This is a genomic window from Azospirillum sp. TSH20 (assembly GCF_003115935.1).
In the GTDB taxonomy this organism is placed as follows: domain Bacteria; phylum Pseudomonadota; class Alphaproteobacteria; order Azospirillales; family Azospirillaceae; genus Azospirillum.
The window spans coordinates 87897-105149 of record NZ_LGQU01000022.1; the positions used below are offsets into that span (position 1 = coordinate 87897).

Genomic DNA, 17253 nt, shown 5'->3' on the forward strand with positions numbered 1-17253 from the left:
AAAGAGACATGTCCGACATCAGCAAGGTCTTCGACCTGATCAAGGAACACGACGTCAAGTACGTGGACCTGCGCTTCACTGACCCGCGCGGCAAGCTGCACCACACGGCCCAGCACGTTTCGACCATCGACGAGGACGTGTTCGAAGACGGCATCATGTTCGACGGTTCCTCGATCGCCGGCTGGAAGGGCATCGAAGAGTCGGACATGATCCTGAAGCTGGACCCGACGACGGCCATCATGGACCCGTTCGCCGCCCAGCCGACGCTGAACATCCTCTGCGACGTCTATGATCCGGGCACCGGCGGCTCCTACGCCCGCTGCCCGCGCGGCATCGCCAAGGCCGCCGAGAAATACACCGCTTCGGCCGGCATCGGCGACACCGTCTTCTTCGGTCCGGAAGCCGAGTTCTTCATCTTCGACAACGTGAAGTACACGGTCGAGATGAACAAGGTCTCCTACCAGTTCGATTCGGACGAGGGCACCTACTCGTCCGACAAGGACTATGAGGACGGCAACCTGGGCCACCGTCCGGGCACCAAGGGCGGCTACTTCCCGGTCGCCCCGATCGACAGCTGCAACGACCTGCGCGCCGAGATGCTGAGCGTCCTGGCCGAGATGGGCGTTCCGGTCGAGAAGCACCACCACGAGGTGGCCGCCGCCCAGCACGAGCTGGGCATCAAGTTCGACACGCTGGTCCGCACCGGCGACAACATGCAGTACTACAAGTACGTGGTGCACAACGTCGCCCACGCCTACGGCAAGACGGCGACCTTCATGCCGAAGCCGGTCTTCGGCGACAACGGTTCGGGCATGCACTGCCACCAGTCGATCTGGAAGGACGGCCAGCCGCTGTTCGCCGGCAACCAGTATGCCGACCTGTCGGAACTGGCTCTGTACTATATCGGCGGCATCATCAAGCACGCCAAGGCGCTGAACGCCTTCACCAACCCGTCGACCAACAGCTACAAGCGTCTGGTCCCGGGCTATGAGGCTCCGGTGCTGCTGGCCTACTCGGCCCGCAACCGTTCGGCCTCCTGCCGCATCCCGTACGTCGCCTCGCCGAAGGGCAAGCGCGTCGAGGTCCGCTTCCCGGATCCGTCGGCCAACCCGTACCTGGCCTTCGCCGCCATGCTGATGGCCGGCCTGGACGGCATCCAGAACAAGATCCATCCTGGCGACGCGATGGACAAGAACCTGTACGACCTGCCGCCGGAAGAGCTGGCCAAGGTCCCGACCGTCTGCGGCTCGCTGCGCGAAGCCCTGAACTCTCTGCGCGAGGACAACGAGTTCCTGCGCAAGGGCGATGTCTTCTCGCAGGACATGATCGACGGCTACATCGACCTCCGCACGGAAGAGATGATGGCCTTCGAGACCATGCCGCACCCGATCGAGTACAAGATGTATTATTCTGTTTGATCTAAGCCGCTGAACTCTTGGGGTTTGCTTCCGTCCAACCCGGAAAGTGGACCCCATCAGTGGACCTGTCAAGTGGACCCCGTCGGCTTAACTGTCGGCGGGGTTTTCTTCATTATGGGCACACCCCCCCTGTGAGCCCGCAGGAGACTCGCTGAGTGGCCCCATGCCTCCCCCGCACCTACCCTTGCGGAGGAAGCGCAGACCGCATCCAGTGAGTCTCCTGTGAGTCGGGAGAGTCGGCACGGTGGTGATGGTGGTCAGGAGCGCCGATGCGCACTCGACAACCGAGAGACCCACATCATGACCAACGCTCTGACCACCTTCGATTTCCACGGCACCACCATCCGCGTCCTCGACCAGAAGGGAGAACCCTGGTTCCTGGCAAGCGAGGTGTGCGCCCTGCTGGGCTACACGAACACCCGTGACGCGGTGCTTCGCCATACCTCTGCAAACCAGCGGAATACCGTCGTGGTTCGCGACGGAAATCGCGGAAACCCCACCAAGGTCATCATCTCCGAGGGCGGGGTGAATGCCCTCATCCTGGGAAGCCGACTTCCCGCCGCCCAGGCTCTCAAATCGTGGGTCACCGACGTGGTCCTCCCGACCCTCCGCAAGGACGGCATGTACGTCATGGGCGAGGAGAAGGTCGCGACCGGCGACTCCACCGTCGACGAACTGGAGGCCCAGTTGATGCAGGCTGCTTAGGTGCTTCTCTTCCAAGGGTTGTTCATTTGGGATGGCTTGGCTATGAACGAAGCAGACTCCACCTTCCGGAAGACCAAACGATGCAATCGTTACTCCGTGTTCTCGCCGTCTTGTTAAACATAGCCATGTTGATGCTGGCGGCGTACGCCCTGTCGAAGTTCGGTTGGCCGAGAAGAGATAGTCAAGATCAGGTACTTATCACAATCCTACTGCTCGCTCCGGTGGTCAATCTCTTGGCCATTCTCATGAAGAACAACTTCCGGGCACGCGATAGCTGGATCAGCATGGAGATTGAGGCCCGTAAGGCGGTGCTGCGGAAGCGCATCAACGGCCAAGAAGCTGACCCGTCACCGCAATAAGATCGACCATCACCACCATCGACCGCGAACCCCGCGTCCTCGACACCGATCTGGCCGAGGCTCTCGGGTATGACCGCCCCCGCGTTATCCGCGACCTCATCAAGCGGCATGAAGCTGCCCTGGCTGGCCTGGGAATTATCTGCACGGTGAAGGAAAAGACCGGGATGCGGGGCCGACCGGCGACCGCCTACTACCTCAACAAGGCGCAGGCCATCTTCGTGACCACGCAATCTGGCACAGCCACCGCCATCGACATCACGGTCGAGGTCATCAAGAAGTTCGACGCCTACGAGAAGGGCATGGTCCCGGCTGCCCCGGTGATGCCCGCCATCCCGACCACCTTCGCGGAGGCACTGCGCCTCGCTGCTGAGAAGGTCGAACGGCAGCCCGTGCCTGGGCCGAGCCCCTCAGACCATCCCGCGCTGTGCCTCCTTCCACCCGTTGAAGGTCACGCCGTGCCCCCGGTAGGCGAACACCTCACCAACCCACGGCAGGCGGACATAGAGGCTCTGCGCGTGGACCTCGACGGTGAAGGAGCGGAAGGCAATGTGCATGGTCGTTATCCCGTGTTGAAGTGCTGCAGGGACATTATCCGAACTAATGGAGTAACTCTAAGGGTTATATCTGCAGTCTCGGCAAATTCCTTGCTTGATCTGGACGATCTATCCACGGGTGGATACTTGCGGCTCAGATTTGAGCGGCCTGAAATTTGGGAAAATTCCGAGGGGGCATCTGATAGATGGAAGCGCGCCCGTCCCCCCCCGTGTGCCCGCGCAAGCGTGATGCACGCCCACCCGCTCATGCAGGCCCGAGCATTCACCCGCGCAGAACACGCCACGACACACGCGCCGCCCAGCAGCAGGGGCCACGGTGCGGGGGAAGCTGGGTGAGAGGCCATGTCATCACCCATCGACGAACGATGATCGGTGTTGACACAGACGGAGGCTTGGCGGTACTGGTGCTCTCGCCACCACGGACACACGCACCGGAGCCCCTGCCATGACCACCTACGTCGCCTACCTCCGCGTCAGCACGGACAAGCAGGGTCGCTCCGGTCTCGGGCTGGAGGCCCAGCAGGCAGCCATAGACGCCTTCCTGCGCCCTGGTGACCACCTCATTCAGCCGCCGTTCGTGGAGGTCGAGAGCGGCAAGAAGGACGACCGTCCCCAGCTTGAAGCCGCCATCACCCTGTGCAGGAAGACCGGGGCCACCCTGTTGATTGCTAAGCTGGACCGTCTGGCCCGCAAGCTCTCCTTCATCGCCAACCTGCTGGACAGCGGGGTCGAGTTCACTGCGGTCGACATGCCGAACGCCAACCGGCTGACGGTCCACATCATGGCTGCGATGGCCGAGCACGAACGTGAGATGATTTCCACCCGCACCAAGGCCGCGCTGCAGGCTGCCAAGGCCCGTGGAGTCAAGCTGGGTGGCGACCGGGGGTATCGCCCTGCCCAGGCACCGGACGCATCCCTGGCGACCGTGGCGCGGCAGGAGAAGGCCACCAAGGCAGCGCACGGCGTCATGCCGGTGGTCAGGGAACTCCAAGCCCAGGGGGTCACCAGTCTCAACGCCCTGGCTGCCAAGCTCAACGAGATGGGCGTGAAGACCCCGCGCGGGGGCAACTGGACGGCCACGGCGGTCAAGCGTGCGGTGGAACGGGTGGCCTCCTGACCCAGGCAGGCCCCATCGGGCCGATCAAGAGGCGGAAAGAATGTGTCCCATTCACACCCAGGAGCGAGGGACAATTACTGTACCCTCCAGGATAAAGAAGCGCTTCTCGGTGCCGCTCTTGTCCAAGGCTTCGGTTACCGGTCGGTCTCGGTGCTCGTAGGTCTGTTCGGTCATTGTTTCCTTTGCTCTGGTTGGGAGTGGACGGGTTAGCGGGATGCGACCCGTCCTCCTCTCAGACATCTGGCTCAATGATCCGCATGCAGTTCTGTTTCCGATAGCGCTTTCCCTGGGTAACAACCGGAAAGCCATTATCGGTAGACAGAAATAAAGTAGACAGAAATAAAGTAGACAGAGAGGGGTAGAGGAAGAGGAGACGGAAGACCTCCATCCTCAATGGATACCATCATACCTTCTCCAATGAAGATAATGGTCTGAGTCACACCTACAGCCCCACGATAAGTGGGACGTGAAGTGGCTATTTAATGCAACACCCACATACAAAGGCCATGATGGTGATGATCCATTATGGTGTCATAAACACATTCGTTTGCTAATCTACGGTACAGACGTCAGTTAGCATTGAACGTTGCCATGTTGACTTTGAGGGAGTGGTCTTAGGGCTGCTCCCTCCTTTCTTTTGTGTCTTCGTGTGAGATGGGGTGTCTATCTATCTCCAAGATTTGTTCCTTTATTACCCATCCACCCCTCCCGCCTTCCCCGTCAACTCCACTCGAACGCTCCTGACCTAGCACGGTCGGTGGTGCGCCGAGTCATGCCTTCAGGTGCCCACATGAACGAGAACAGCGAGAGCGTAACGCAGACGAAGTGTCGCCCTTGGATGACGGTGCCCCTCTCAAACTCAGATGAGGTCGCCATCATCGACGTTGAGGACTACGAGAAATTGGTCCCTCTGCTGGGTAGCAGGACGTGGAGACTCAACGGGGACGGCACCTACACCTATGTGCGGTCGAAGTTGAAAGACCGGACCATGGTCACGGTGGCCCGTCTCATCCTGGGCAACCCCTGGCGTGCCAGCGTCCGTTACCTCAACGGCAACCCCCTCGACCTCCGCAAGTCGAACCTGACCCTCTCCTACGGTGGGGGTGGGGTGAAGAAGACCGGCAAGGGGCGGAAGCGCTCCTTCGTCTGAGGGGTCACCGCCATGCCCAAGGACGACCCCTCCAGCATTGCCCGCATGGTCGCCATGACCCAGGGCCTGCCCAGCTACGACAGCGGCAAGCCCTGCCCCAACGGCCACCCCGGTCGACGGTCGGTGTGGTCGAACGACTGCCGCGACTGCAAGCGCGAGGCATCCAGCCGACGCCGCGCCAAGACCAAGACCATCCCCCACGGGTGAGGGAGCCCCTCTCCCCAACACCATCAGCATCAGGACAACCAACATGACCGACGTTATCGACACCTCCACCCCGGCCACTGCCCCCACCGCACCGGCCCTCACCGGGCAGGACAATGCCTCCAGCGTGTGGCGCGAGCGTACCGCCGTCCACGTCTCTGGCCCCACTGGGACGGACATCGTCGGCTCTGCGGTGAGCCAGTTCGGTTCCCCAGTGGCCCCCAGTCAGATCGGCCCCGACACCCTTGTCCGGGTCGGTGGCATGCAGACCTCCGCTGCCGTGGCTGAACAGCTTGGCTATCTGGTCCGCAACCCCAACACGGGGATGTACACCGCCCCCACGGCTGCCCCTGCGGTTGCCCAGCAGGCACCCCAGCAGCAGGCCCCGCAGGCCACCCAGGCTGCCCAGCAGCAAGCCCAGGCCGCCCCTATGGACAAGCAGACCCAGTCCCTGGTGGACAACCTGAACCGTGACCTCTCGTCCTCAACCTCCACTCGCGCCATGCTGGACGTGGTGGGAGGTGGGGAGGTCTCCCACAGCACGCTGACCAACATCGCCAGTGAATTGGGCATGGAGCCTGGGCAGGCGGCTGAACTCATGGAGCGTGTCCACGGCGGCTATGCCTCCCAGGCGGCAGCGGTCATCAGCAAGGCCACCGGCATGGACCCGTCAGCGGTCTACGACTGGGCCATGGCGAACGCTCCTGGCGAGATGCGGCAGGCGATGCAGGCCCATGTGCAGGGGGGTGACACCTCCGTCTATGTCGCCCTCGCCAATCGCTACGCCCAGAGCTTGGCGGACACCGACCCCGATGCAGTGCTGAACGCCGAGTTCGGCAGCGGCATCACCGCCCAGCGTCACCCCAACGGCACCATCCTGCTGAACATCCCGCGATACGGCCAGATGACCTACAAGCAGGCCGTGAAGATGAACCTCATCCGTATCCGCTGACCACTCACGGGGCTGCCTCACGGTGGCCCCTCCCTGCATCCCGAAAGGAACCCGATCATGACCACCGAGAACACCACCACCGACGACGCCAACACCCTGACGCTCGGCCCCATCGTAATGCGGAAGGGTCGGTTCGGCCTGTCCGTCCACCTCGTCGACGGTGGTCAGGAAATCACCCATGCCCGCACCGGTGACCCGCTCCGTGACCTCTGGAAAGCCTTCAAGGGTGCCGACAACACCACAAAGATCATCGAAGGCACCGACACGCGCGGCAACGAGAATGTCAAACACTATTCGTTCGACTGGTAAAGACTTCCCCATCCAAATCTAAGCGAGAGACACAATGGCTTACACGCGTATCGTGAACGAAGACGGCACCCAGGTCATGACTTCCGAGTCTGACGTGGCAGCGACTGCCGCCGGGGTTATCCGCATCGACTGGAAGGAGAATGGCTCCTTCGTCGCCTACGTCGATGGTGTGGAGGTGGCCCGTGAGGTGGACAGCACCAAGACGCTGGGTCACCTCTTCCGTGTCATGCCTCCGCTGTAGCTCCTAACCGAGTCGGCTCTATGAGGTGCGTGAGGTCCACCCCGAAGTCTGCATCCTTGAAGACCTCCAGCCGATCAGCGGGGGTCGCGAGCTTGCCGCCGTAGGTGCCAGACGTGATGGACCGGACCTCCTGCCCCACGATGCGAGCGACCGTGTGTTCTGCCACGCCCTTCTTCTCCAGCAGGAACGAGATGAACGTGTGCCTGAACGAGTGGAAGGTGAGCCCCTCACGGTCCAGGCCGATGAGCCTGCGGAACTGGGGCCACCACTGCACGAACGATTGGCTGTGCTTCCCCTCTGTGCCCGCCTGCAGCAGGGGCCATAGCTGGGCTCCCCGCACGCTCTCGCGGTAGTCCAGCAGCCCCAGCGCAACGAGCCTGGGATGCACGGGAACCTTGCGGACCCCCGCAGGCGTCTTCGACTTGGTGATGTCGAAGCACCAGACCCCGTCAATCTCCCGAAGATCATCACGCTTTAACTGTGCAATCTCCTCGACCCTCATGCCTGTGTGCAGAGCGATGAGGGGGAACCAATACTTGTGGTCACGGACCAGTTGCTTCCCTGGCCGGTCCCTCCGGTCATCTCTCCAATGCCCCGTGAACATCGGGGAGTGGAACAGCTTCACCAAGTCTTCTGGCGTGTAAGCATCTCGCGTGCCCTTCTCTGGGCGCGGAGCCAAGCCCTTTGTCGGGTTATCTATGGTCGCTTTCCGCTCCCGCTTGGCCCAGTTGAACATAGCCGACACCAACTTGAAGTGTAGGCCGATGGTGTTGGGAGACAAATCAAGTCCCTCAAGCGCCTCACGCCAGTCACGGATATGGTCAGGCTCGATAGTGTCCACCGGCCTATCCCCGACCGTCTCAACGAACAGCTTGAGCTTTGGGACACTCTTGCGCTTGGTATCCGGTGTCCACTTCCGGTCTCGCTCCTGGCTCTCCGCAAATGCTTCCACCAGTGCGCCCAACTTGATGGACTTCATAGCAGGGTCCACCACTTCCGGGACCGCTGCAGGTGCCGGGGCCATGGCAGGGACGAAGACCTCATCATCCGGCTTAGCCGAGTAGTCCCCCTGCCTCCTGGCGATGGAGAGCTTGAGCAACTGGACGTGTGCCCGCAGGAGGAGCTTAGAGAGCACCCGGCGTTCGTCCTCGCCAAGGGTCAGCCCACTCCCCCCGACCAACTCCTCTACGTCAGCAGCCACCCTGCCGACATCGTTCTGCGCGTTTGCCTCCCAGGCGTCATCAAGGAAGTCATGCAACAGATTAACGTCTGCGCTGACGGGGTCTTCCCCAGGCTGGGCAGTGGTGTATGCCGCCCTCTGCGGAGTAGCCCGGAGCCGCTGCTCTTCATCGACCTTGCGCGCATCGTCAAACCACTTGCGTGCAAGCTCTTCAATCTGGGTGGTGGTCAGCATCGGTCCCCGTTCCAACTCCTCGAACAGCCCATCGGCCACGCTCGACATCTGCCGGGCAGCCTTGAGCGCATCCGCTCGGTTGGACGTATGGAGCGACCTAACCAACTCCTTCCGCTTCCACCTCTGAGCGAGCGCAAGAGGCACCTTCCGCCGCCATTGGTAAACGCCACCTTTCCGACGCACATGCATTCCCGTGGACCCTGGGTGGACCCTCCGGTGGACCTGATGGGGTCCACTTTGGGGGGTCTGTTGCAGCCAAGGACGGAAATTCCCCTGTGGTATCAGCACCTTACCGAACCCCTGCGGGGGTCCAAGATGTATTACTCGGTCTGATGTTGCCTCGCGGCGTCCGGAAGCGGGCGCCGCGGCCGGCATTGCATCAATCGAAAGCCGTTCCCGGTTCGCGCCGGGGGCGGTTTTCTTTTTTGGCCTGTTCGTTCCAGACGCCGACATCAGGCGGCGCACCGCCCGCCCGCTCCGCGCAATCCGCCTTTGCGCAATTGCAGGCCGGGAACAGGCAGCCGTCGCCGTTCAGATCGGTCGCCCGCACCGCGAGGTCATAGCGCACGCCACGCATGATGGCGGGGCCGGCGGTGCTGTGGCGCTCGTAATGCTCGACGACATGGCGGACGCGGGTGAGCAGTTCGCGCCGTTGATCGTGTCCCGGGTCCATGCCTTCGCCCCCAATCGCCAGTGATTGCAGCCATGAACAGGGACGCCGGAGAGCCGCGTCCTGTTCCAGCATCCATGCGCAGTACGGCGCATGGGGAACTCAACGCACAGGAATGATGCGGCGGCCCGGCTGTTGGCACAGCAGTGATCAAGATGGGTGACCAAGACGGGAGGGCAAGATGGATCGCGACAGGCTGCACCGCGTCGCCAAGGCGCTGGGCGATGTCCGCCTTTACGAGAAGCACCACACCGGGGAGTTCATCACCATGCGCCTGCGCGATTCGCTGGCCGACACCCCCGGCTATGATGAGGCAGAGGTGGACAAGAAGTTGTTGGAACTGGCCCGTGTGGCGCTGGAAGCCGCCGAATAGTGGGCGCGCAGGGTGACGAAGCGGCGGAGGGCCTGTTGGGTGGAGGTGAACCAAGCCAACAGAGGGAGAATGCCGCCATGGCCGAAGACAAGAGGTCCGATCTGCCGCAGAACGACCGGTCCGGCACTGATCGTCCGGCGACCAAGCCGATCCCGGTGAAGCCGGCGGTCGAGCCAATGAGCGACAAGGACGAGGCACCGCCGGGGACGCCGGGGACGGGCGAGAACATCGATCCGAAGACCGGCGAAAGCTATGTGCAGGGGATCGGCGGGGCGTGATGAGCAGGCGTCGGCCAACGACACTCCAAACGAAAAGGGCCGGCTCCTGCGAGCCGGCCCTTTCGCTGTCACATCCCCCGCGTCACGCCACAAAGGGCGGAAGCGCGGTGAAGTTGGCGGCCTTTTCGACGACGTGGCCGACGCGCAGCAGCGTCTCCTCGTCGAAGGGTCGGCCGATCAGCTGCAGGCCAAGCGGCAAGCCGTCGGCGCCCAGACCGGCCGGGACCGACATGGCCGGCAGGCCGGCAAGGTTGATCGGAACGGTGAAGACGTCGTTCAGGTACATCTGCACCGGATCGTCCATCTTCTCGCCGATGGCGAAGGGCGTGCTGGGCGCGGTCGGCGTCAGGATGACGTCGCAGCTCTTGAACGCCTCGTCGAAGTCCCACTTGATGCGCGTGCGCACCTGACGGGCCTTGTTGTAGTAGGCGTCGTAATAGCCGGCCGACAGCACATAGGTGCCGATCAGGATGCGGCGCTGCACTTCCTTCCCGAAGCCGGCGCCGCGGGTGTTCTCGTACATTTCCTTGAGGTTGCCGCCCTCGACCCGCAGGCCGTAGCGCACGCCGTCATAGCGCGCGAGGTTGGACGACGCCTCGGCCGGGGCGATGATGTAGTAGGCGGCCAGCGCGTATTTGGTGTGCGGCAGGCTGACCTCGACCGGCTCGGCGCCGGCCTCCTTCAGCCAGGCGATGCCCTGGTCCCACAGCGCGGCGATCTCGGCCGACAGGCCCTCGACCCGGTATTCCTTCGGAATGCCGACGCGCAGGCCGCGGATGTCGCCGGTCAGCGCGGCGCGGAAATCCGGAACCGGCATATCGACCGAGGTGGAGTCCTTCGGATCGAAACCGCACATGGAGCGCAGCATGATCGCCGCATCCTCGACCGTGCGGGTCATCGGCCCGGCCTGATCCAGCGAGGAGGCGTAGGCGACGATGCCCCAGCGCGAGCAGCGGCCGTAGGTCGGCTTGATGCCGACGGTGCCGGTGTAGCCGGCCGGCTGGCGGATCGAACCGCCGGTGTCCGTGCCGGTGGCGCCCAGCGCCGCGCGCGCGGCGATGACCGCGGCCGAACCGCCCGACGAACCGCCGGCGACGATCTTCTTCTCCCAGGCATCCGGCGCGCCGGGGCTCCACGGGCTGACCGTCTCGCCCTGATAGGCGGTGATGGTGGCGGAGCCCATGGCGAATTCGTCCAGGTTCACCTTGCCCAGCATGACGGCGCCGTCGCGCCAAAGCTGGGAGGTCACCGTGGACTCATATTCCGGCTTGAAGCCGTCCAGGATATGGCTGCCGGCGGTCGTCGACACGCCCTTGGTGCAGAACAGGTCCTTCACCGCGATGGGCAGGCCGTCCATCGGCCCGGCCGAGCCCTTCGCGCGGCGCTCGTCGCTGGCCTTGGCCATCGACAGGGCGGCGTCGGGGGTCTCGGTGATGAAGATGTTGAAGGGTCGCACGGCCTCGACCGCGCGCACGTGCGCCTCGGTCAGTTCGACCGCGGTGAACTCCTTCTTGGCGAGGCCATCCAGGGCCCCGGCCATCGTCAGATGCGTGAGCGCCGTCATCACTCGACCACCTTGGGCACGACGTAGAAGCCTTCGGCCGTTTCCGGACCGTTCGACAGGACCTGCGCGGCGTAGCCGCCGTCGGTGACCTCGTCCTTGCGGCGGCGCAGCTTCTGCGCGGCGACGCTGGTCATCGGCGGCACGTCCTTCGTGTCGACCTCGTTGAGCTGTTCCACGAAGGTCAGAATCTGGCTCAGTTCCCCAGCCAGGGATTCCAGTTCCTCGTCCGGCACCTTGATGCGGGCCAGATGCGCGATCTTGGCCACCGTGGCCTTGTCGAGCGACATGCCTCTACTCTCTTCCAAAACATTGGAAATCGGCCGCGAAGCTATCACCCGCGCACGCGCACCGCAACGATTGCGGCCATTCCGCCGCTCAGAAGGCGCCGGATCATGCGGCGATGCGGGTCGCCGACTGCCAATTGGCGCGTTCCATGCGCAGTTTGAACAGCGCGATCGGCTCGCCCCAGGGCGTCACCCGCGTCTCCAGCGCGATCGGCGTCATGCCGAGCTTGGCATAGAGCAGCAGGCCCGGCGTGTTGGTGTTGAAGCAATAGAGCGTCAGCTCGGGCAGGTGATGGTGATCGAAAGCGCGGTCGATCATCGTCCGCACCAGATATTCGGCGATACCGCGGCGGCGCAGGGTCGGGTCGACGCTGACATTGCCGATGCTGGCGGTGCAGCCATCCTCGAAGGTGGCATAGTTGGCATAGCCGACCACGCGCTCCCGCCCATCCTCGGTCAATGTGACCACGGTCGGATCGCGGCGGAGGCCCAGCGTCGCCCGGACCTGATCCGGGGTCAGCGGCCAGACGGCGCGCGGGAACAGGAAATACAGCTCCTCCGCGTTGCGTGGGAACCCGCAGATGGTGGGGATGTCGGCGTCGGCGAGCGGCCGGTGCGACAAGGCGGTAAGGGATAGTGCGCTGCTCATACTTAGAAGAATAAGTATCTTTTACAACAACTCAAGCGATCTTGCAGTGACAAGGCTGCGGCCTTATGGTCGGATCATGATCCATACCCTCTCCGAACTCGCGGCCCGGCTGGGCAAAAACCAACGTTTGCTTGGCCTTGACGTCGGCACCAAGACCGTCGGGCTGGCGGTGGCCGATCCGGGACTGATCGTCGCATCTCCCATCGGAACGCTGAAGCGCACCAAATTTACCCAGGATGCGCGCGAGCTGGGCAAGACAATCCGCGATTACGGCATCGGCGGGCTGGTGGTCGGGCTGCCGCTGAACATGGACGGAACGGAGGGGCCGCGTGCCGAGTCGGTGCGCGCCTTCGCCAAGAACCTGCTGGAACGTCCCGACCTGCTGGGCTGGGAGGCCGAAATCGCCTTTTGGGACGAGCGGCTGTCCACCTCGGCCGTCGAGCGCTTCATGATCGGCGAGGCCGACATGACCCGCAAGCGCCGGGACGAGGTGGTGGACAAGATGGCCGCCGCCTACATCCTGCAGGGTGCGCTCGACATGCTGGCCAACCAGCGCCGCCTCGCCGCGGAAGCGGATGAAGACGAAGGCGAGGAAGAGCGGGACGACGATTACGACCGCGATTGAAGCGGTCGCCGACAAAGGCTGACCTCAGTCGAAGTTCAGGGCGAAGGACGCCCGTCCCTGCCCTGCCGCGGCGCGCTGCCACATGGCGCCGAAGGCCGCCTCCAACACGCGGGTAAAGCGCATGCCATCCAGTGCGGGCGAGGCGGCGAGCCGGTCGCGCAGGCGGCTGCGGATGCTCGCCAACCCGTCCGGATCGGACACCAGCGCGGCGGCCATGGCGATGTAGGCTTCCTCCCCCTCGACCGCCAGCGCCGGAAGTCCGGCGGAGGTGAGGTGGGTCACCGTGTGGCGGGCGCAGAAGCGGTCTCCGCCCAGCGTCACCACCGGCACCCCCATCCACAGCGCCTCCAGCGTCGTCAGCCCGCCCGAATAGGGGAAGGGATCGAGCGCGACGTCGATCTCGCCATAGGTTGCCAGGAATTCGGCATGCGGGGCCGCGCCGTGCAGCTCGATGCGGGCCGCGTCGGCGCCGGCGGCCGTGAACAGCGCCAGCGTCCGTGCCCGCAAATCCGCATCGTCCAGGCCGGGCGTGCGCAGAAGCAGCCGCGACCCAGGCACCGCCGCCAGAAGGCGGGTCCACAAGGAGGCGACCTGCGCGTTCAGCTTGGGCAGGGCATTCAGCGACCCGAAGGTCGGAGCGCCGCGCGCGATCATCGGCAGCGGCGCCACGGCGGGTGCGGCGGCCGGCGGCGACCAGGGGACATAGGCGTCGGGCATGCGGACGATGCCCTCGATAGCCCAACCGTCGGCGCCCTCCGGGCTCTGCCGCTGGTCGGAGATCAGGTAATCCATCGCCGGCAGGCCGGTGGTGCCGACATAGCCGGCCCAGGTGACCTGCACCGGCGCCGCCCGCCGGGCGAAGACGCCCAACCGGTTGCCCAGCGTGTGGCCGGCCAGATCGACCAGGATATGGATGCCGTCTGCGCGGATGCGCTCCAGCAGGGCCGCGTCATCCATCGCCACGGTGTCGACCCAGCCGTCGGCCAGACCGCGCAGCCGCGCCGTCACGGCGTCCGGGTTGGCGGTGTTGGAATAGCAGATCGCCTCGACCACGCCACGGTCATGGGCGGCCAGCACCGGCTCGAGGAAAGTGCCGACGGGGTGGGCACGGAGATCGGCGGAGACGTAACCGACGCGCAGCCTCGGCGCCGGCGCCGCCACCGCGGCGGCCGGCCGGTCGGGATAGCGGGCACCCCAGTCGGCATGGGCCTGGGCGATCTGCGGCATCGTCCGCGCCGGGTCGTACTGCATCAGGAACAGCCGGGCGCTGTGCAGCGAATCAGCGCCGGGTGCCAGCCGCAGCGCACGGTCGAGCGCGGTCAAGGCCTCGCCGATGCGGGCCTGGGGAGCGAGAGAGCGGCTGGCACGGTTGGCCCACAGCTCCACCCGCGACGGCTCCAGGCACAGCCCGGCGCGATAGGCGCGGTCGGCCTCGTCAAGCCGGTTCATCTCGGCCAGCGCGTTGCCGATGTTGTAGGGCGGGATCCAGCTGTCGGGTTCGAGGATCGCGGCGCGGCGGTGCAGCGCCGCCGACTCGGCCCTGCGCGCCTGCGCCCGCAGCAGATTGCCGGCATTCACCAGCGCGGCCAGCGTGGCAGGGCTGAGCGCGATGGCGCGGCGGTAGCAGCCTTCCGCCAGATCGGCGCGCCCGGCGCCGGCCAGCGTCTCCGCCATCACCAGCAGGCCGTCCATCGCCATGGCGAGACCGCCGTCGAGGTTCAGCGCCCCGGCATAGGCCTGCGCCGCTCCCGGAATGTCGCCCTGACTTTCCAGCACCAGCCCGTAATTGGCCCACCAGACGGCGACGCCCGGCCGGGCGGTGATGGCCTGGGCGAGAAGGTCCTGAGCCTCGGCCCAGCGGCCGGCCTGCGCGGCGATCAGGCCCTGGCGGTAGATGCTTTCGGCCTGATCCGGCGTCATCGTCTTCGGTTCCGTCTTAAGCTTCGGTCCGGCCCAGCTGGTCCATCAGCTCGCGCCATTCGCGCTTGGACAGGCCGCTGGCCTCCTGCGTCACCGGCTCCCCGGCCAGCAGGCGCTTCACCACGTCAAGGCCGGTGCGCGACAGGTGGGCGCCGCCCATGCGGTATTCGGTGAAGGACTCGTAGACCGCCGGAACCCAGCGCTTCACCACGTCCAGCATCGCGTCGGCATAGACGCGGATCTCATACTGGGCGTGGGCATCGGCGCGCAGCGACAGGAAATGCAGAAGGTTGTGGAGATCGACCTTCCAGTACCACTGCGTGTAGTAGTTCAAGGACAGGTTCATCCGCGCCAGTTCGCGCGCCAGACCCTGGCGGGTCGGATCGATGACGCTGCCGTCCTCACGGTGGTTCAGCATCTCTTCATAGTGGCTGTAGGCGCGTTCGGAATCCTCGCGCAGCAGCCGCATGACGTTGGCCGCCTCCTCGCCTTCCAGGACGTCGCCGCGGCCCTGGCGGTTCACCACGGCCTGGGCGCCCAGCTGTTCCGGCGCCGGCACGTAGAATTCGCGGTCGAGGATGGAGTAACGCGCCGAGTACTCGTTCACGTTCGCGGTGCGGTGGCGAATCCACTGGCGGGCGACGAAGATCGGCAGCTTCACATGGAACTTGATCTCGCACATCTCGAACGGGGTCGAGTGGCGGTGGCGCATCAGATACTTGATGAGGCCGGAATCCTCGCTGACCTTCTTGGTGCCCTTGCCATAGGACACGCGCGCCGCCTGCACGACCGCCGAATCGTCGCCCATATAGTCGATGACGCGGACGAAGCCGTGGTCCAGAACCTCCAGCGGCTGATAGAGGACCTCTTCCAACGCCGGGACGGTGGCGCGGCGGGTGGTGGCGGTGACGGCGCGCAGGCGATCGATTTCGTCGCGCTGCTCGGGCGTGATCGGCATGGTGACTCCGGGGTTACGGTGCCGGCTGTCTTACCAGACCGCGTGGCTGTCGGGAACGGTGAACGAACGAAGTGCCCCGCGTCAACGCAACGCATTCGGCGATCATGCACACACCCCCTTCCCTTGCCGAACGGGAGTGCCTATATTCGCCTCGTCGGTTCGCCGACTATGGCGATAAACGCCTTGTGGAATAAGCGTTGTGGACCCGGGGGCGGTACCCGGCGCCTCCACCAACCATACACCGGACTCGTTGACCGGGGTCGTTGGGGGCGAAATAGGATCGACACGCGTGGTAAAGGCATGGTTTTCGCTCGGCATGGTTCCGCCGTTATCGGGCCGTTGCAATAGTTGCCAACGACAACGTTGCTCAGGCTCGCCTCGCTGCCTAACGGCGGCTGGTAGCCTAAACCTAATCCCCGAGGGTTAGCGCCTAAGGGTGGGGCCGTGGGCCGCCTAGCAACAGAAGGCCCACACCTCTTCTTTCCAGCGTTTCGTGCCGGCCCTCGGCCAAGGCGGGACGCCGGACCGATCGCGTTATCAGGGACCCGCCCAAGCATGCCGAAAGAGCAGCTCCGCTATGACCGCATGGTCGAGACCGCGTTGCGCGGCGTTGTCCGCGACGCGCTGACCGAGGTTGCCGAGCGCGGCTTGCCGGGCAATCACCATTTCTACCTGACCTTCCGCACCGGCTTCCCCGGCGTGGAGATCCCGGATTACCTGGCCTCCCAGTATCCGAACGAGATGACCATCGTCCTGCAGTTCCAGTATTACGGGCTGGACGTGACGGACGATCATTTCGAGGTCACGCTGAGCTTCAACAACGTGCATGAGCGGCTGGTGATCCCGTTCGCCGCCATCACCACCTTCGCCGACCCGTCGGTGAATTTCGCGCTGCAGTTCCAGCCGCTGGCCGCCGCCGAATCGGCGGAGGTCTCGACCATGCCGCCCCGCCCCGCCGCCGAGCGTGTCGAGGAAAAGGCTGAGGAAAGCGCCCCGGCCGAGGAGCCGAAGCGCGGCGAGGTCGTGGCCCTGGACGCTTTCCGCAAGAAGTAACCGCTTCCCACACATGCCGTCCCAGCCGCCCAGCGAGTATGTCGTCACGCTCTGCGAGATGATGGCGCCGCTGGGCGATGTGCGGGCGCGCCGCATGTTCGGCGGCTATGGCCTGTCCATCGACGGGCTGACCTTCGCGCTGGTCGCGGACGAAACCCTGTATTTCAAGGCGGACGACGTGAACCGCGCGGCGTTCACGGAGTTGGGGCTAGAGCCTTTCCGGCCGATGCCGGACAAACCGACCACCCTGTCCTACTACCCGCCTCCCGACTCGGCTCTGGACGACCGCGATGAACTGCTGCCCTGGGCCCGGTCGGGGTTCGAGGCGGCCTTGCGGGCGGCGGCAAAGAAGGCGGCGAAGGTGAAGCGGAAGAAACCTGCCATAGCGGAATAGGCCCTCCCCCCCGGAGAGGGAAGGGACCCGCGCCGTCAGGCGTGGGAAGGGTGGAGGGGTGA

The 17253-nt window shown here is 64.6% G+C and carries 22 protein-coding genes and 1 other RNA gene; 15 read left to right on the plus strand and 8 right to left on the minus strand.

Translation table 11 applies throughout. The annotated features are described in order from the left end of the window. The first annotated feature begins 8 nt into the window (after positions 1–8). From glnA to TSH20_RS05805, 3 genes are all read left to right on the plus strand, one after another. Complete coding sequence (glnA, locus tag TSH20_RS05795; protein ID WP_109073834.1) at positions 9–1418, plus strand: type I glutamate--ammonia ligase; 1410 nt, start codon at positions 9–11, stop codon at positions 1416–1418. 300 nt (positions 1419–1718) lie between these two features. Further along, the gene (locus tag TSH20_RS05800) at positions 1719–2123 is read left to right on the plus strand and encodes a BRO family protein (RefSeq protein ID WP_109073835.1); all 405 of its coding nucleotides are present in this window, start codon (positions 1719–1721) and stop codon (positions 2121–2123) included. Between the two features lie 80 nt (positions 2124–2203). Beyond that, on the plus strand, positions 2204–2482 hold the full coding sequence (locus TSH20_RS05805; RefSeq protein WP_109073836.1) for a hypothetical protein: 279 nt from the start codon (positions 2204–2206) through the stop codon (positions 2480–2482). Positions 2483–2889: 407 nt separating this feature from the next. Here TSH20_RS05805 and TSH20_RS34880 read toward each other — a convergent pair whose 3' ends face one another. Next, positions 2890–3036, minus strand: a complete 147-nt coding sequence (locus tag TSH20_RS34880) for a hypothetical protein (RefSeq protein ID WP_158281954.1) — start codon at positions 3034–3036, stop codon at positions 2890–2892. Positions 3037–3481: 445 nt separating this feature from the next. Here TSH20_RS34880 and TSH20_RS05810 point away from each other — a divergent pair, with 445 nt between their 5' ends. The 6 genes from TSH20_RS05810 to TSH20_RS34885 all read left to right on the plus strand — a co-directional run bounded on the left by TSH20_RS05810 (position 3482) and on the right by TSH20_RS34885 (position 7009). Then, the gene (locus TSH20_RS05810; protein WP_109073837.1) at positions 3482–4153 is read left to right on the plus strand and encodes a recombinase family protein; all 672 of its coding nucleotides are present in this window, start codon (positions 3482–3484) and stop codon (positions 4151–4153) included. Positions 4154–4943: 790 nt separating this feature from the next. Beyond that, positions 4944–5303, plus strand: coding sequence for a hypothetical protein (locus tag TSH20_RS05815; RefSeq protein ID WP_146205421.1), 360 nt, complete (start codon positions 4944–4946; stop codon positions 5301–5303). Between the two features lie 12 nt (positions 5304–5315). After that, on the plus strand, positions 5316–5510 hold the full coding sequence (locus tag TSH20_RS05820; protein WP_109073839.1) for a hypothetical protein: 195 nt from the start codon (positions 5316–5318) through the stop codon (positions 5508–5510). 43 nt (positions 5511–5553) lie between these two features. Beyond that, a complete protein-coding gene (locus TSH20_RS05825) occupies positions 5554–6459 on the plus strand; it encodes a hypothetical protein (protein WP_109073840.1) in 906 nt (301 codons plus the stop codon). A gap of 57 nt (positions 6460–6516) precedes the next feature. After that, positions 6517–6768 carry a hypothetical protein gene (locus TSH20_RS05830; protein ID WP_109073841.1) on the plus strand — a complete coding sequence of 84 codons (252 nt, stop codon included), beginning with the start codon at positions 6517–6519 and terminating at the stop codon, positions 6766–6768. Between the two features lie 94 nt (positions 6769–6862). Next, complete coding sequence (locus TSH20_RS34885; protein WP_158281955.1) at positions 6863–7009, plus strand: hypothetical protein; 147 nt, start codon at positions 6863–6865, stop codon at positions 7007–7009. Here the strand turns inward: TSH20_RS34885 and TSH20_RS05840 are convergent. Both TSH20_RS05840 and TSH20_RS35260 read right to left on the minus strand, forming a co-directional pair. Next, complete coding sequence (locus tag TSH20_RS05840) at positions 6993–8423, minus strand: site-specific integrase (protein WP_158281956.1); 1431 nt, start codon at positions 8421–8423, stop codon at positions 6993–6995. The two genes, TSH20_RS34885 and TSH20_RS05840, sit on opposite strands and share 17 nt — an antisense overlap. 379 nt (positions 8424–8802) lie before the next feature. Next, positions 8803–9168: a hypothetical protein gene (locus TSH20_RS35260; RefSeq protein WP_199232069.1), complete on the minus strand. Its 366-nt coding sequence runs from the start codon at positions 9166–9168 to the stop codon at positions 8803–8805. Between the two features lie 106 nt (positions 9169–9274). On the opposite strand from TSH20_RS35260, the gene TSH20_RS05850 reads away from it, so the two are divergent. Both TSH20_RS05850 and TSH20_RS05855 read left to right on the plus strand, forming a co-directional pair. Beyond that, positions 9275–9466, plus strand: a complete 192-nt coding sequence (locus TSH20_RS05850; protein WP_109073844.1) for a hypothetical protein — start codon at positions 9275–9277, stop codon at positions 9464–9466. Positions 9467–9543: 77 nt separating this feature from the next. Next, complete coding sequence (locus TSH20_RS05855) at positions 9544–9744, plus strand: hypothetical protein (RefSeq protein WP_109073845.1); 201 nt, start codon at positions 9544–9546, stop codon at positions 9742–9744. A gap of 82 nt (positions 9745–9826) precedes the next feature. Here TSH20_RS05855 and gatA read toward each other — a convergent pair whose 3' ends face one another. The 3 genes from gatA to TSH20_RS05870 all read right to left on the minus strand — a co-directional run bounded on the left by gatA (position 9827) and on the right by TSH20_RS05870 (position 12241). Beyond that, positions 9827–11308, minus strand: coding sequence for an Asp-tRNA(Asn)/Glu-tRNA(Gln) amidotransferase subunit GatA (gene gatA, locus TSH20_RS05860; protein WP_109073846.1), 1482 nt, complete (start codon positions 11306–11308; stop codon positions 9827–9829). Then, the gene (gene gatC, locus TSH20_RS05865; RefSeq protein ID WP_014248134.1) at positions 11308–11595 is read right to left on the minus strand and encodes an Asp-tRNA(Asn)/Glu-tRNA(Gln) amidotransferase subunit GatC; all 288 of its coding nucleotides are present in this window, start codon (positions 11593–11595) and stop codon (positions 11308–11310) included. The genes gatA and gatC overlap by 1 nt, the downstream gene beginning before the upstream one ends. Positions 11596–11698: 103 nt before the next feature. Continuing rightward, positions 11699–12241 carry a GNAT family N-acetyltransferase gene (locus tag TSH20_RS05870; protein WP_109073847.1) on the minus strand — a complete coding sequence of 181 codons (543 nt, stop codon included), beginning with the start codon at positions 12239–12241 and terminating at the stop codon, positions 11699–11701. Positions 12242–12317: 76 nt separating this feature from the next. Here TSH20_RS05870 and ruvX point away from each other — a divergent pair, with 76 nt between their 5' ends. Beyond that, positions 12318–12866 (plus strand): Holliday junction resolvase RuvX, encoded by a 549-nt coding sequence (ruvX, locus tag TSH20_RS05875; protein ID WP_109073848.1) that lies wholly within the window; start codon positions 12318–12320, stop codon positions 12864–12866. A 24-nt stretch (positions 12867–12890) separates the two neighbouring features. Here ruvX and TSH20_RS05880 read toward each other — a convergent pair whose 3' ends face one another. Continuing rightward, positions 12891–14786 (minus strand): tetratricopeptide repeat protein, encoded by a 1896-nt coding sequence (locus tag TSH20_RS05880; RefSeq protein ID WP_109073849.1) that lies wholly within the window; start codon positions 14784–14786, stop codon positions 12891–12893. Between the two features lie 16 nt (positions 14787–14802). After that, the gene (gene thyX / locus TSH20_RS05885; protein WP_109073850.1) at positions 14803–15744 is read right to left on the minus strand and encodes an FAD-dependent thymidylate synthase; all 942 of its coding nucleotides are present in this window, start codon (positions 15742–15744) and stop codon (positions 14803–14805) included. Positions 15745–15858: 114 nt separating this feature from the next. Between thyX and ssrA the strand changes: the two genes are divergently transcribed. The 3 genes from ssrA (at position 15859) to TSH20_RS05900 (ending at position 17191) form a co-directional block, all read left to right on the plus strand. Further along, positions 15859–16219: a transfer-messenger RNA gene (gene ssrA, locus TSH20_RS05890) on the plus strand. An 80-nt stretch (positions 16220–16299) separates the two neighbouring features. Beyond that, a complete protein-coding gene (locus tag TSH20_RS05895) occupies positions 16300–16797 on the plus strand; it encodes a ClpXP protease specificity-enhancing factor SspB (protein WP_109073851.1) in 498 nt (165 codons plus the stop codon). A gap of 13 nt (positions 16798–16810) precedes the next feature. Next, the gene (locus TSH20_RS05900; RefSeq protein WP_109073852.1) at positions 16811–17191 is read left to right on the plus strand and encodes a TfoX/Sxy family protein; all 381 of its coding nucleotides are present in this window, start codon (positions 16811–16813) and stop codon (positions 17189–17191) included. Positions 17192–17253 lie beyond the last annotated feature (62 nt).

What these genes read in the sequence shown, in the direction of transcription:
- ruvX (WP_109073848.1), top strand. Translation starts at nt 12,318, where the DNA reads ATGATCCATACCCTCTCCGAACTCGCGGCCCGGCTGGGCAAAAACCAA.
- TSH20_RS05800 (WP_109073835.1), top strand. Translation starts at nt 1,719, where the DNA reads ATGACCAACGCTCTGACCACCTTCGATTTCCACGGCACCACCATCCGC.
- TSH20_RS35260 (WP_199232069.1), bottom strand. Translation starts at nt 9,168, where the DNA reads ATGCTGGAACAGGACGCGGCTCTCCGGCGTCCCTGTTCATGGCTGCAA.
- TSH20_RS05895 (WP_109073851.1), top strand. Translation starts at nt 16,300, where the DNA reads ATGCCGAAAGAGCAGCTCCGCTATGACCGCATGGTCGAGACCGCGTTG.
- TSH20_RS05855 (WP_109073845.1), top strand. Translation starts at nt 9,544, where the DNA reads ATGGCCGAAGACAAGAGGTCCGATCTGCCGCAGAACGACCGGTCCGGC.
- TSH20_RS05880 (WP_109073849.1), bottom strand. Translation starts at nt 14,786, where the DNA reads ATGACGCCGGATCAGGCCGAAAGCATCTACCGCCAGGGCCTGATCGCC.
- TSH20_RS05825 (WP_109073840.1), top strand. Translation starts at nt 5,554, where the DNA reads ATGACCGACGTTATCGACACCTCCACCCCGGCCACTGCCCCCACCGCA.
- TSH20_RS05900 (WP_109073852.1), top strand. Translation starts at nt 16,811, where the DNA reads ATGCCGTCCCAGCCGCCCAGCGAGTATGTCGTCACGCTCTGCGAGATG.
- glnA (WP_109073834.1), top strand. Translation starts at nt 9, where the DNA reads ATGTCCGACATCAGCAAGGTCTTCGACCTGATCAAGGAACACGACGTC.
- TSH20_RS34880 (WP_158281954.1), bottom strand. Translation starts at nt 3,036, where the DNA reads ATGCACATTGCCTTCCGCTCCTTCACCGTCGAGGTCCACGCGCAGAGC.
- TSH20_RS05815 (WP_146205421.1), top strand. Translation starts at nt 4,944, where the DNA reads ATGAACGAGAACAGCGAGAGCGTAACGCAGACGAAGTGTCGCCCTTGG.
- TSH20_RS05820 (WP_109073839.1), top strand. Translation starts at nt 5,316, where the DNA reads ATGCCCAAGGACGACCCCTCCAGCATTGCCCGCATGGTCGCCATGACC.
- TSH20_RS05840 (WP_158281956.1), bottom strand. Translation starts at nt 8,423, where the DNA reads ATGCTGACCACCACCCAGATTGAAGAGCTTGCACGCAAGTGGTTTGAC.
- gatA (WP_109073846.1), bottom strand. Translation starts at nt 11,308, where the DNA reads ATGACGGCGCTCACGCATCTGACGATGGCCGGGGCCCTGGATGGCCTC.
- TSH20_RS05850 (WP_109073844.1), top strand. Translation starts at nt 9,275, where the DNA reads ATGGATCGCGACAGGCTGCACCGCGTCGCCAAGGCGCTGGGCGATGTC.
- TSH20_RS05805 (WP_109073836.1), top strand. Translation starts at nt 2,204, where the DNA reads ATGCAATCGTTACTCCGTGTTCTCGCCGTCTTGTTAAACATAGCCATG.
- TSH20_RS05830 (WP_109073841.1), top strand. Translation starts at nt 6,517, where the DNA reads ATGACCACCGAGAACACCACCACCGACGACGCCAACACCCTGACGCTC.
- TSH20_RS05810 (WP_109073837.1), top strand. Translation starts at nt 3,482, where the DNA reads ATGACCACCTACGTCGCCTACCTCCGCGTCAGCACGGACAAGCAGGGT.
- thyX (WP_109073850.1), bottom strand. Translation starts at nt 15,744, where the DNA reads ATGCCGATCACGCCCGAGCAGCGCGACGAAATCGATCGCCTGCGCGCC.
- gatC (WP_014248134.1), bottom strand. Translation starts at nt 11,595, where the DNA reads ATGTCGCTCGACAAGGCCACGGTGGCCAAGATCGCGCATCTGGCCCGC.
- TSH20_RS05870 (WP_109073847.1), bottom strand. Translation starts at nt 12,241, where the DNA reads ATGAGCAGCGCACTATCCCTTACCGCCTTGTCGCACCGGCCGCTCGCC.